11 protein-coding genes are annotated in these 13,253 nt (G+C 37.1%); 1 reads left to right on the top strand and 10 read right to left on the bottom strand.

All coding sequences use genetic code 11. The features are described from left to right. Window positions 1-55: 55 nt before the first annotated feature. The gene (locus ACY3XC_RS25330; RefSeq protein ID WP_464871063.1) at window positions 56-1,660 is read left to right on the top strand and encodes a glucose PTS transporter subunit IIA; all 1,605 of its coding nucleotides are present in this window, start codon (window positions 56-58) and stop codon (window positions 1,658-1,660) included. 83 nt (window positions 1,661-1,743) lie between these two features. Here ACY3XC_RS25330 and ACY3XC_RS25325 read toward each other — a convergent pair whose 3' ends face one another. From ACY3XC_RS25325 to ACY3XC_RS25280, 10 genes are all read right to left on the bottom strand, one after another. After that, window positions 1,744-2,760 (bottom strand): histidinol phosphate phosphatase domain-containing protein, encoded by a 1,017-nt coding sequence (locus ACY3XC_RS25325; protein WP_464871062.1) that lies wholly within the window; start codon window positions 2,758-2,760, stop codon window positions 1,744-1,746. Further along, complete coding sequence (locus ACY3XC_RS25320) at window positions 2,732-3,553, bottom strand: DeoR/GlpR family DNA-binding transcription regulator (protein ID WP_464871061.1); 822 nt, start codon at window positions 3,551-3,553, stop codon at window positions 2,732-2,734. The genes ACY3XC_RS25325 and ACY3XC_RS25320 overlap by 29 nt, the downstream gene beginning before the upstream one ends. Window positions 3,554-3,582: 29 nt before the next feature. Continuing rightward, entirely contained in the window at window positions 3,583-4,923 is a 1,341-nt protein-coding gene (locus ACY3XC_RS25315) for an MATE family efflux transporter (RefSeq protein WP_464871060.1), read from the bottom strand. Further along, window positions 4,924-5,814, bottom strand: a complete 891-nt coding sequence (locus ACY3XC_RS25310) for a metallophosphoesterase family protein (RefSeq protein WP_464871059.1) — start codon at window positions 5,812-5,814, stop codon at window positions 4,924-4,926. A gap of 11 nt (window positions 5,815-5,825) precedes the next feature. Beyond that, window positions 5,826-6,722: a carbohydrate ABC transporter permease gene (locus ACY3XC_RS25305; protein ID WP_464871058.1), complete on the bottom strand. Its 897-nt coding sequence runs from the start codon at window positions 6,720-6,722 to the stop codon at window positions 5,826-5,828. A 61-nt stretch (window positions 6,723-6,783) separates the two neighbouring features. Beyond that, the gene (locus ACY3XC_RS25300) at window positions 6,784-8,472 is read right to left on the bottom strand and encodes an extracellular solute-binding protein (RefSeq protein WP_464871090.1); all 1,689 of its coding nucleotides are present in this window, start codon (window positions 8,470-8,472) and stop codon (window positions 6,784-6,786) included. A gap of 32 nt (window positions 8,473-8,504) precedes the next feature. Continuing rightward, window positions 8,505-9,413 (bottom strand): ABC transporter permease, encoded by a 909-nt coding sequence (locus ACY3XC_RS25295; RefSeq protein WP_464871089.1) that lies wholly within the window; start codon window positions 9,411-9,413, stop codon window positions 8,505-8,507. A 61-nt stretch (window positions 9,414-9,474) separates the two neighbouring features. Further along, on the bottom strand, window positions 9,475-10,989 hold the full coding sequence (locus tag ACY3XC_RS25290; protein ID WP_464871057.1) for a CehA/McbA family metallohydrolase: 1,515 nt from the start codon (window positions 10,987-10,989) through the stop codon (window positions 9,475-9,477). After that, complete coding sequence (locus tag ACY3XC_RS25285) at window positions 10,967-12,109, bottom strand: ABC transporter ATP-binding protein (RefSeq protein ID WP_464871056.1); 1,143 nt, start codon at window positions 12,107-12,109, stop codon at window positions 10,967-10,969. The genes ACY3XC_RS25290 and ACY3XC_RS25285 overlap by 23 nt, the downstream gene beginning before the upstream one ends. Window positions 12,110-12,391: 282 nt before the next feature. Further along, on the bottom strand, window positions 12,392-13,252 hold the full coding sequence (locus tag ACY3XC_RS25280; RefSeq protein ID WP_464871055.1) for an amidohydrolase family protein: 861 nt from the start codon (window positions 13,250-13,252) through the stop codon (window positions 12,392-12,394). Window position 13,253 lies beyond the last annotated feature (1 nt).

The raw sequence follows: 13,253 nt of genomic DNA, 5'->3' as shown, positions 1-13,253 counted from the left end.
TAGTAATTGAGGAAATGAATGCAAAAGATATAGTTATGGGAGTGTGTAAACAACTATGAGTAACCAAAAACAAGATACACATACAAATAATGTACCTAATGCGAAAAAAGAAACGGCATTGTCTAAAGTTTTAAGTGTGATTTCAGGAAGCTTTGCCCCTATTATCGGTGTTCTTGCTGGTGCTGGACTCTTAAAAGCAATGTTATCCGTTTTAAATACATTAGGCTGGTTGTCTAATGAGAGTGGTGCCTTTGTCATTTTATCGGCGGCTGGAGATGCCGTTTTTCATTTCCTGCCATTGTTTCTTGGAATATCCATCGCTCTTAAACTAGGTGCTAACGGTTATGTCGGCGGGGTGATTGGTGCATCCATTCTCACACCTGAAATTATGCACCTTGTAGAAAACGATGTGAAGACAATCGACTTTTTAGGCATCCCTGTTTTATTAGCTGATTATTCTTCTACTGTATTTCCAATCTTTATCGCCATGTTTGTTTATGCAGGACTCGATCGATTATTAAAAAAGGTAATTTATAAAGATATACAGATGTTTATCAACCCTTTGATTTCATTACTCATTCTCGTCCCGTTAACGATGCTGGTGTTTGGTCCAATCGGAACACTTCTCGGCGAAGGGTTAGGTTCGGTGATTAATTTCTTAAGCGAACGAAGCGGATTATTAGCTGGTGCTGTTTTAGGAGCAGCTTGGACCTTCCTGACCATTATGGGATTGCATTGGACGATTATACCACTTGCGATCGTAAATCTTGCCACTGGTCCAGACCCCATTATTGCTATGGCAGCGGCAGCTCCATTTGCACAAGTGGGTATTGGGATTGCGGTTTTTCTAAAAACACGTGATAAAGATTTAAAGGCTCTTGCTGCAAGCGGAATATTACCTGGTGCTTTGGCCGGAACCACTGAGGCGATTAATTATGGAATCATCCTTCGTTATCGAAAAACAATGTTCTATGTAATCATAGCTGCTGGAATTGGCGGGGCGATCAATGGCAGTCTTGGAGTTGTGATGAATGATTTTGTCCTTCCTAGTGTTCTATCCATTCCAGCTTTTACACCCATTTGGCAGTACCTAATTGGGATTGGTGTGGCATTTGCAATCGGATTTCTTTTGACGTATCTCATTGGATATGAAGGCAAAAATTCAAAGGTGGATGATCATTTCACGCAAAATATTTTTGGTGTACTGCCGGAAACCATTCATAGTCCATTACGTGGTAGGGTAGTGCCATTAACTTCTATCCGTGATCCATTATTTGCAACCGAGACCGTTGGTAAAGGAATTGCCATTGAGCCTGAAGCAGGTAAGATTTATTCACCGGTTGATGGTGTAATTACAACTCAATTTCCTACAGGACATGCAGTTGGTATAACCTCTGAGGATGGGGCTGAAGTATTAATTTATATTGGGCTCGATACAGTAAAACTAAAAGGAAAATATATTACACCACGTGTAAAACAAGGCGATTATGTCAAACAAGGCGACCTGCTCATTGAATTTGAAATGGACCAAATAAAAGCAAAGGGATTTGAAACCACCACATTGGTTGTCATTACAAACACGAATCAATATTTAAATGTTGAAACCACTGCTAACGACACGGTAGAACAAAATGGTCAGTTGTTGAAACTAACAGTTTAAAGTAATTGTAATAGGGTTGGTCCAATTGGACCAACCCTTTTGAATAGCATTAAGCTTTCTTAATTTGTTTATATACTCAATTTCTAAACAGTAATAGAATCAAACTGAATCGGTCTCATGATTCTTTTTCTCTTATCAAATGTCGCTACTTCTTTCACACCTTTGTCCACTAATAATTTGTTGATTTCTTCTGTATAAATACCTAAATCATTAGGATAATGGGAATCAGAGGATACTGTGAACTTTACACCTTCTGCAATTAATATATCGAGGAGCAATGGACTTGGACAAAATTCTTTAACAGGATAGCGATAATATAATCCTGCATTAATCTCTGTTGCCACGTTATTTTCAACTAATGTTTTGGCTACTGCTTTATATTCATCAACTAAACCAGCTTCGTTTGGTCTATCATTGAATACTTTCAAATTATCTAAATGTGCAATGAAATCGAAAAGCCCGCACTTTGCTGCCTTTTTTACTGTTTCAAAGTGATTTTTATAAAGGGCATTCAAGTCGTACTGCTTAAATTTAGATTGAAGGTCCGGGTTGTCAAATCCCCATCCCTCATAAAAATGAACAGACCCGATCACATAATCAAAGTCATAACCTTTTAAGATTGATTTTAATTCATCTTCTCCGCCTGCAAAATAATCTGCCTCTATTCCTACCTTCAACTCGACACCTTTAGCTGCCCACTTTTTTTTCTCAGAAGAAATAAATAAAACAAAATCCTCCAAGCTTCTTACCATAACCTTATTTAACCAATCCAATTGTTGTTTGCCAATTTCATCTGAAGTAACATCCATATATCTAGTGAAATAATCTCTCGTTTCTATAAATCTGTATAAATGATCTACAATTCCTACTTGCTTAATGCCCTTACGTAAAGCCTCCTGCAGATAAAAATCTAACCACCATGATGAGTATTCACTCTCATCCAAACGTCTCTTCATTTGATTAATAGCTTGAACCAGCCATTCTTTTGTATGCCTTTTTTCCTGACTAATAGTAAAATGCTCCATTGCATTCAAACTTTTTTCAACAAAAGAAAGCGAATATGGGCCCTCCTCAAGATGTATATGATAATCTACTTTCATTTGTTTCATCCTTCCTTTTCAATGCTGACTCATAAATAGGTATCCACCTATATCCGCTTTCTGGCCAGTCTGACGGTTTTTCTTTATCACAAATAATTTTTGCTATATTGGAAATCGGACTTATTTCAAACACCGATTTTTTATTTAATTTCGATGAGTCTGTAAGTAAAATAGCTTCATGACTATGTTGAATCATTACTTCTGATACAAGGGATTCATCCATATCAAAATCATAGATAGCGTCTTTGGTTACACCGCCACAAGAGATAAAGGCCCGATTAAAGTTAAATCTTTTTAAAAATTCAATCGTATAGGTGCCTTTCACTGATGACTGATCAGGGTGCGTAATTCCTGGCAGCATAATCACCTGACCAGACATACGTTTTTCTTCAATTGCTAAATTAAATCGAAGGGCCGCGCTTAAAGAGTTCGTTACAACTGTTAACGAATGTATATCTTCAATCATATCTGCAATATGAACCGTAGTTGTCCCTACGTCTACAGCGATCGTATCACCGTGTTGAATCAATTGAGCCGCTTTCTTGGCTATTTTTAACTTTTCCTCATAATGTAATGACAGTTTCCTTTCATACACCATTTCTTTTTGCGTCGGTATAAAGGGAACTGCTCCACCGTGAATTCGCGTCAACTGTTCATTCATCTCAAGCTCTGCTAGGTCTTTTCTGATCGTTTCAGGTGTGACATTCACATCATTCGATAAATCAGAAACCATAATTTTATTATGCTTTTGTAATTGACTTAAAATAAATTGAAGACGTTCATCTTTATTCACCTTTTATACACCTCGATCGTTATCTCTAATTAATCTACCAAAATATCATAGGATTTCCAGTAGCCTTTTTTCCACCGTAAAAATAATAATGAAGCACGAATCCACTCATCTACTATAAAGACAATCCATATTCCTATTAACCCGTAATCTAACCATACACCAATAATAAAACTCATTGGAATAACAAATCCCCATACTACTATCATACTGATCAATACAGGATATTTCACATCACCGGATACATTAAGTGTTGAAACGAGCATTACATTTGCTGTTCTAGCTGGTTCTAACAGTACACTTAGAAAAACAAGGAGAATCGTAAGATGAATAATATCTTCATTTGTTGTAAAAATGGAAACAATACTCGTAGATAATAATGCGATAAAAGCAGTAAATATAGTTGTAACCACAATACTTTTCCATAACAAACGCTCTGAAAAGTTATACGCATCGTCCATCTTTCTATTCCCAATCAGCTTCCCAGTGATGATTTGTGCTGCTTGTGATATCGCCATTGAACAAGCGAACACGACTGAAGTGATGGTTTGAGCATAAATCTTAGCGGCAATCGTAGCAGCTCCCAAGCTTGCAACAAAGCCAGTGATTAATACTTGTGATAAATTGTAAGAAACATGTTCACCTGCTGAAGGGATACCAAGTACAAGTATTTTTTTCAATGTTTTTATTTCTATTTTGATCCAATTTATAAAACCAAAAAGATGCTGCTTATGCAATAGAAAATAAGCATATAAGATGATCATACCTATCATTCGGCTTATGTTTGTTGCGACGGCGACACCAAAAACGCCTTCACCGAAAATAGAAATGGGTGTAAATAATACAATATAGTTGAAAGCAATATTTAGAATATTACAGAGTATGGTTACAAACATAACAATCTTAACCAAGGAGTAACTTCTAAAAATACTCCCCATCAAACCCATAATAGCATGGAAAATGAGACCATACGTGATTACCTTTAAATAGGTCGATGCTTCAGCCATTAAGCTGTCCGGTGTTTGCATGATTTTAAGGAAGGTTTCGTTAAACACTAGTAAAACAGTCATCATGATGATTGTAAAAATCATATTTAAATAAAAAGCATGGGAAACAACTTTTGCGCTTTTTTCCTTATGGCCCGTACTTGACAACTGCGTTAGCTGAATGGTCGTTCCAATATTTATAAATCCATATATCATGGTTGTGACTACAATCAATTGGTTCGCTATCCCAACTGCAGCAACACTATTATCAGAGTATTGACTAAGCATTAGGACATCCATATTCCCTAATAATAGTTGAAAGAATTGCTCTATTAACAAAGGAATGAAAAGGAATTTAAATTTTGGTATTTCCTGATAGTTCCTCATCTATTTGTAGTTGGTATACGTATCTGTCTCAATGATATAGGAATCAAATGATTGATGGTCGTTGAGCTCGATTACCCGCGCGCCTCGAGTAAGCTCCCCGTAACATTGGAAGCCGCTGATTCTGCCGTAACACAATTTAATCCCCTGATATTCAGCTGTAAAGTCGTTATCATGATCATGTCCACAAAACACACCCGCAACATTTCCATTGAGTAATAATGAAGTAAATAATCCTGTATTCACCATTGGTGAAGAAATGGTCTCATTCTTTCGGCCCACTACATTCCCATACATTAAGGCGTCTTTGTATTCAGGAAGTGGAATATGCAGGAATAAGATATCTTGTTTGAAATCTTTATCTCTATTATTATATTGTTTCGAAACTTCATGAAACCATGTAACCTGATCTGGATGAACAAACTCATACGTTCCAATGCCTAACGGATCTAGTGCACCGCTGTCTATTAAATAGAGAACATTTGCAACTTCACCCTTCCTATTTTTGATTTCAATGCAATAACTTTCCCGATCCTCAACAATATGCCGATGCTTTTTATGAACTACTTGCTCAATTTTTCCTTCCATTTCCCTTAATTCAGTACGAGTAATCCCCTCTTCTGAATCGTGGTTCCCATATGTAATCGCAATTGGTTTATTTAATTCGTTTAAGACTTTTATTAATTCATCAAAGCTTTTTTCAGGGCCTGGGACACCTTCAGACCAGATTAAATCTCCCGTAATGACAATTAAATCCGGATTTGCTTTTTCCGTCATATCTTTAATATGTTGAAATGTATAACCATCCTGTTCATGAAACGGCATAGAGCCAATATGCAAATCAGTCAATTGTAAAATTGAAAACGTACCTTCTTCACTCATCATTAGTGCCATTATTTTCTCTCCTATTCTTTCACTGAACCTATATTTACACCCTTAACAAAATACTTTTGAATAAATGGATAAATCATGATTATGGGTGCCACGACAATGATAATGGTTGCCATCTTTAAGGAGTCGCCCGTTACCGTTATCTTCTCTAACATGGCATACGCGCCTGAGTTTCTTAACAAAGCATCCGCCATCGTCTGTTGTTTCGTCAGCATTTCTTGTAAAAGTGTTGCCAATGGCTTTAGTTCTGGATTTCTTACATAAAAAGATCCAGAGAACCAATCATTCCAGTGAGCTACTGCATTAAATAATCCAATCGTTGCAATAACCGGTTTACTCATCGGCAGAATGATTCTTATAAAGATTTGAAACTCACTGCAGCCATCAATTCTCGCTGCTTCCTCAATACTATCTGGTATTTGCAAAAAGAAAGTCCTCATAATTAAAATATTCCACACACTATATAGACTTGGAATAATATATACCCAGATGGTGTTTGTTAATTGAAGCTCTGTTAAAACCAAATAATATGGAACAATTCCGCCGCTGAATAACATCGTAAAAAATATGATAAAGGTAATGACCTTCCTGCCTGGAAGCGTCCTTGTTTTCAGAGCATAAGCAGCCATTGCCGTTAAAAATACACTTATTATGGTTCCGACAACCGTCCTGAACACACTGATGCCGAATGCATTTAGAATGGATGATTGCTTAAATACTTCTAGATAATTCTCGAAGCTAAACTCTCTAGGAAAGAAATGAATACCCCCTCGTTGCGCATCCGTTCCTTCATTAAGAGAAAGTGCAAGGATGTTTAAAAATGGCAGAATGATAGATAGCGAAAGTAGAATCACTATGCTGATATTCAGCGCTTTAAAGAACCGCCAAGATTTATTATGGTCGTCTAACATCGAAATCCCTCCCATTTAAAAGGAAGCTTCCTTCCTCTAGAGAGAAAGGAAGCTTGTTGTTTTAAAATTTGATGATCGTACCTTCTTTTTCTTTTTCTTCAATGATTTTGATATAATCATTTAATCCTGACTTTTCTAGTAATTCCTTCGAATCGTTTAGTATTTCCTTGGCCTCTTCTTCGGACTTACTGTAGTAGGCGCGCAATAAATTTTCATTGTATGTTTCTAAGGCAATATTAAGGTTTTCCCCATTTTCATATTCAAAAATAAAGGTTTGAGGGGTTGAACCGTCTATTACTTCCGCATTCTTGAACTTCTCATCATAATTCCATAGCTCAAGGATTTTCTGAGCTGCTTGTGTATCTTCACCACGTACTCTTTCACCGTATTCGCGTTCACCAAAGTCAGCAAAGTTATCCATATCTGTATATCCAAGATGCTCTGCCCAATAAGAACCCGCACCTCTGAACCCTAGCTTCGCGGCAGCTGCTGGATCATTTTCCTTTAATTCTAAAACCTCTTTGTTAACAACTGGATTTCCCTTTTCATCTAACGTATAGTCTCTGCCTTCAATCCCATAATGGCTTAGTAATTTACCTTCACGGCTTGCCAAAAAGTCAGCTAACTTCACAATATCCTCTGGATTTTCGGTAGTGGAAGGAACCGACCATCCTGCATATCCTGATTTATAGGATAATTGCATTTGATATTCTCCTTCAGCTGTATTGATTGGTCCAAGAGGAACATATTTCATATCATTGTTTTGTACAACATAATTATGGAGATCAGCCACAATTCCAAACGATTTATTGACAATACCTTCTTTTGCTTTATTTTCTTCCATTGTGAAGAACTCTGGATGAAGAAGATCATCTGCTAATAAATCCCTAACAAAATTAACACGTTTTAGTCCATAATCAGTTTGGGACTCATGCTTAATCTTTCCAGCGTTATCTTTTAGGAATTTCTCACCTGAATCTCCTGACCACACAAGATCATTGAAAATAAAGTCTCTATCTGCACCGCCCCATGCCGTTGGACCAATTGGTGTGACGGGCTTACCATTTACATCTTTAAAATTACCCGCTTGAATCTTCTCTGCTACTTCTCGTAATTCTTCCGTTGTATTAATGTCAGCTGGGTTAATCCCTAATTGATCAGCAATATCTTTAAGAATATACGGTCCGCCAACATATTTACGATTGACTGTCCCTGGCTCACGTGGAATCGACATATGGACAAAATAGCTTGAACCGTCAAACTCATCTCTAAACATAATATTGTCTTTCGTATCTTTCGGTAGGTAACCCTCTTCAAAATACTTACTATAAATCTTTGTTTCTTTCAGCATAGGAGTTAAATCGTGGAACATTCCCTCACGTGCACCTTTTAATAAAATTTGCATTTCTGGACGTCCACTATTATTTAAATAATAGGCAACAAAATCTGGTAAATCCCCAGCTGCCAGCCCTGCCGTTAATGCCTCTGTAGAATCTTCGACAGTTATTCCCTGCAGCTCTAAAGTAATACCTGTTTGTTTCTTTAATTCCGCGGCAATTTCTGGATTCATTTCAGCTGAAACGTCGCCATCACTCATAAAGACAAGCCCTTTTACGGTTCGATCAGCAATCCATGTATCTGGCGCATCTTTCGGTTTTTCCCGGTTCACCGTCTCTTCTGATTTAGTAGAACAAGCAGTGAGTAACAAAACGCCAACTAAAAGCAAGGTTAAAACTTTATAGGATAGTATTTTCATATTAATAATTTCCTCTCTGAATTTATTTACCATAATGATGTATTAAATTTCTTGCTCGAAAAACGGTTGACTACTAACACCACAATCAAACCTACAATTCCTTGCATCATCCCGACTGCTGTTGCATATCCAAATTGACCGCTTTGCAGCCCTGTGCGAATGACATATGTATCGATAATTTCGGAAACCTCTGCATTTCCTGGTGTTTTCAATAAATAAATCTGATCAAATCCTGCAGATAGGATATTCCCTAATGAGAGAATAAACAAAATGATGATCGTTGGTCTTATACCAGTTAAAGTGATATGCCAAATTTGTCTCCATCTATTTGCCCCGTCAATGGCAGCTGCTTCATATAGGCTAGGGTTAATCCCAGCAATCGCGGCAAAATAAATGATTGAATTCCAGCCAATATCCTTCCAAACATAGCTCCAAAACATAATCGAATGAAAATTTTCTTCCTCCATTAAGAAAAATGTGCTCCCATCACCTCCCATAAAGGATATAAGTTGATTCAGCAGCCCGGTATTAGGTGCTAAAATACTTTGTAGAATTCCTACAACCACCACCCATGAAATAAAATGCGGCAGGTAGGTAATACTTTGAAAAAAGCTTCTGATTTTATTGTTTTTTATTTCATTAAACATGAGGGCCAATATAATCGGAAACGGCAGGGCTAAAATCAATTTCATCGAACTAATAATGAGCGTATTTTTTATGAAGTTCCAACTTTGGGGGTCCTGGAAAAAGCGTTCAAAATATTTAAGCCCAACCCATGCCCCGCCAAATATTCCTGTATCAAAACGAAACTCCTTAAAGGCCAATACCATACCTGCCATAGGTAAGTAAGAAAAAATAATAAAGAATACAATACAGGGCAAAAGCATGAAATACTGTGCGCGGTGCTGCCAAATATTTTCAAAGGTTAATTTCATTGGCTGTGCTTTTTTCTTCCTTTTCCGCTTTTCCACAGCAGAACCAGTCCCAAGTTGTTTATTAGTTGTGACCTCCATATCGTACTCCTCCTTCCCTTGTCTCATTTTCAGTAAAATAAACTGGATTTGTCATTAAAATTCGATTAAGCTCCTTATCAAACGCCGATACTCGCAGCCACCTCAAGTCATGTATTCTCGAAAGTTTATAGAGTATATCCACTTGATTCGTTTCATATAAATCTCCCAAATTTGATTCGATTCTCACGACATCGACATCATCGGCGTGTGTAAGCCTTACTTGCAGAAGCATTTCCTCCCTATCAGCCAAGCTAATCCTGTCGCCAATGGTCCATTCATCATTAATGGCTAAGTCGATTTCCGCAGAGAGTGTCATATAACTTCTGCCCAGCTTCACTGCTTCAAGGATTTCTTTTTCAACTGCGTGATGATTTGCCAGTACATAGAAGGAGGCAGGTACCTTCGTTGTATTTGAATGATGCCAGTCCCTTCCACATGTTGCAGCGATCTCAATACCGGCATTTAATAACTGCGTCCATTTTGCCACTGCATCTGCATTTGATAACGAAAGGTGTGGATCCTCAGAGTTCCAAACTTCAATGAAATCAATATGTTCAAGTGTTTCTAATACATACTGCCATCGGCATCCTGTACAATATGGGCTCCCAACATCAAAAGGATGAGCGATCCCAATTATTAATCCTTGCTCTTTCAATTCCTTTAATTTTTCGTTGATTGTAAAGCGATCAATTGAGGTCCAATCCATTGGCCTTTGATTTTGATACCCTAGTGTTAAGAAATGTCCGAAAAAAGTCGTCATTTCCATTCCTTTTATTAATGGAATCGAGTGCTGGATTCCAGAAACTTCATCAAAAGCACTTAACGTATTATGATCGGTGATGGCGAGCCAATTAATTTCTTGCTTCATTGCTTCATTGATTAATTCCGTAGTCGTATGGACTGCATCACTATGATGGGTATGTGAATGCAGCTCTACTTTTTGAAAATGAAGCGGAACATCTTTATTTCGTTCCCGGTTTAAAGGCAATTTCTTCATTTCTAGGATTTGAATAGGTGGATGAACCATCGATTCCTCTTCATGTACAGCTTCAATCACACAATGAACTTCCGTTTTCGGTGTGACCACCGAATGAAGATTAAGAGAGATATCCCAAAATCCCGGTTCAATCTCCCTGGAATTCATCCCTTTAGAAGAGGCTGTTTGATTAATAATGATCGTTCCTGTTGGTTCAAAACGATGGCAGCTTCCTTCAAACCCTTGATTCGAATGAGCTGAAATCGTAATAAGATTCCTGACCGAGAGAATAGAATCTCTATCGTCCGCTGCCATATTGTTATCACTTTGATAACGTGAAAAGATATAGTCGAGATTCCCTTCTACCGTTTCTTCGGTGGGGGAATAAGAGTAATGAATCATCAGCTCCTGAGTAGACTTAGGTACTTCAACTCTAAAGATAATATGTGACTGATGTGAATCTGGGTTAATCGTTAGTTGGAAGTTTCCTAGTGTAGTCTTAAATAGCGATATCGTCTTCATCTTTACTCATTCCTATCGATGATAATTCGATTCGATCTGTCGATTCTTTGTCAAAAAAGTGAATATGTTCAACATCAAAAGTCATTTCAATCGTTTGACCTGATTCAAATGACTCTGTTGCATCAACTTTTGCAATCAGGTCTTGTTTATTAAGTTTCAGATGTAGAATCGTTTCAGAACCTGTCAGCTCGGCTAACTCCACATTCGTTTGAAAACGATAGTTTGTGACGCTTTTTTTATTTCCATTAGAGACCACTATATGTTCAGGTCTAATACCGACAACGATCATTTTGTTCAAATAACCTTTTGCTTTTAATAGATTCAGTTTCTCGCTAGGGAGCGGAATAATCGTTCCTGCTGCATCGATCCCACTGTCTATTAATCTTCCTTCAATAAAATTCATCGCTGGTGCACCGATAAAACTGCCGACAAAAATATTATTCGGTTTCGCATAGATTTCTCTTGGTGTTCCTACTTGTTGAATGACACCATCTTTTAATACGACGATTCTCGTTGCCATCGTCATGGCTTCTGTTTGGTCATGAGTAACATAAATTGTGGTTGTTTTTAACTCTTTATGCAGCTTCATAATCTCCGAACGCATTTGTGTTCTTAATTTGGCATCAAGGTTTGAAAGTGGCTCGTCCATTAAAAATACCTTTGCGTCCCGTACGATCGCTCTCCCTAAGGCTACTCGCTGTCTTTGACCACCAGATAGTGCTTTTGGCTTTCGATCTAACAAGGATTCAATATCTAATATTTTCGCTGCCTTATGTACTCGTTCTTGAATTTCTTTTTTAGGGACCTTTCTTAGCTTTAAAGAAAATGCCATGTTCCCAAAGACTGTCATATGTGGATACAACGCATAATTTTGGAAGACCATGGCAATATCCCTGTCTTTAGGATGAAGACGATTAACGATTTTCTCATCGATCAGGATTTCACCTTCGCTGATACTTTCCAAACCAGCTATCATTCGTAAGGTTGTAGACTTACCACAGCCAGATGGACCAACAAATACAATAAACTCTTCATCATGTATTGATAAATTAAAGTCCTTAACAGCTTTTATGTCACCACTATAATCTTTTGATAGATTACGAATTAATAATTTAGCCATGTTTCCTCCCAAACAAATTTTGTCTCTTACTTCGATTTTGTTTTTCTTTTGTTTCACTTTTGTTTACAAACCTATTTTAACAAACAAATGTAAAGTAAAAATATATACATCGTAAACAATTCGTAAATATATTGTAAATACATGAAAAATTCTAATTTTTATAACAAAAAAAAAGAACTCTAACTGAATTAGAGTTCTAAATGTGATAATTTTGTTTTAGGATATATTCGTACTTCTTCTAAGTTGGCTTTTCATTTTGAGAAGTTGAGATTGAGTTTTGAATTAATCAATCAATCCTAAAAAGTTTTTCCCAAGGATATATTCCTTCTGGTCATCAGGAAGTTGAAGTGAATCAATCCAATCTTTCTTTGAAGAATAATCATATTCATTAAACTTTTTCATCCCATACGGGCCGTCGCAGCCAAAAAGAACTTTTCGATACCCTAAAGATTCGACTGCCTTCTTTACAAGAGATGCATTTAGATAATCGCTAGATGTATCAACAAATACATTGGGTTGATCCTTCACATAATTCCATAGTTTCTTCCAAAAGGGCAGGCCGGCATGAGCATAAATCAATTTAAGGTTAGGGTAATTATCAGGTAAATATTTAAAAGAGTCTGGTTCAGAAGAGAGATGAATAATCAGTGGTACGCCTTTTGATTCACACATTGCCGCAACGGGATCAAGTGCCTTAATACTATATTCATGCATGAACGGATGAGCTTTCACTCCAATAAAACCAGGTTTATTAAGATATGATTCTACTTCTTCCATGGATTCAGGAATCATTGGGTTTACGGCTGCCCATCCTAGAAACCGGTCTGGAAATCTATCAATTGCAGCAGCAACAAGATCATTCCTAGGCTTGGAAAAGATCTTGTATGAATGACCATAAAGGTTGAAGAAGCCATCTTTCACTAGACCATCATAAATGTTGTGGCCAATTTGTGGTGCATTAAAAATTAGAAATCGGAAAAATCGTTGTAAATTATGTTGATACGTGCTTTCCACTTCAAACATTGTTTCGTTCATAGGAGCAATGAGCGCTGTTTTCGTTACATTATTTTCATCCATCCCCTCTAGCATTTTATCTAGAGTCAACATGGTTTCATCCACATGAAAATGGCAATCAACAATCATT

This window comes from Bacillus sp. CZDM1 (genome assembly GCF_055502545.1).
This window is presented reverse-complemented; position numbering and strand designations above follow the sequence as displayed.

Excerpts from the sequence above, each read along its gene's own strand:
- ACY3XC_RS25330 (WP_464871063.1), top strand. The coding sequence starts at position 56 with ATGAGTAACCAAAAACAAGATACACATACAAATAATGTACCTAATGCG.
- ACY3XC_RS25325 (WP_464871062.1), bottom strand. The coding sequence starts at position 2,760 with ATGAAAGTAGATTATCATATACATCTTGAGGAGGGCCCATATTCGCTT.
- ACY3XC_RS25315 (WP_464871060.1), bottom strand. The coding sequence starts at position 4,923 with ATGAGGAACTATCAGGAAATACCAAAATTTAAATTCCTTTTCATTCCT.
- ACY3XC_RS25310 (WP_464871059.1), bottom strand. The coding sequence starts at position 5,814 with ATGGCACTAATGATGAGTGAAGAAGGTACGTTTTCAATTTTACAATTG.
- ACY3XC_RS25305 (WP_464871058.1), bottom strand. The coding sequence starts at position 6,722 with ATGTTAGACGACCATAATAAATCTTGGCGGTTCTTTAAAGCGCTGAAT.
- ACY3XC_RS25295 (WP_464871089.1), bottom strand. The coding sequence starts at position 9,413 with ATGAAATTAACCTTTGAAAATATTTGGCAGCACCGCGCACAGTATTTC.
- ACY3XC_RS25290 (WP_464871057.1), bottom strand. The coding sequence starts at position 10,989 with ATGAAGACGATATCGCTATTTAAGACTACACTAGGAAACTTCCAACTA.
- ACY3XC_RS25285 (WP_464871056.1), bottom strand. The coding sequence starts at position 12,109 with ATGGCTAAATTATTAATTCGTAATCTATCAAAAGATTATAGTGGTGAC.
- ACY3XC_RS25280 (WP_464871055.1), bottom strand. The coding sequence starts at position 13,252 with ATGATTGTTGATTGCCATTTTCATGTGGATGAAACCATGTTGACTCTA.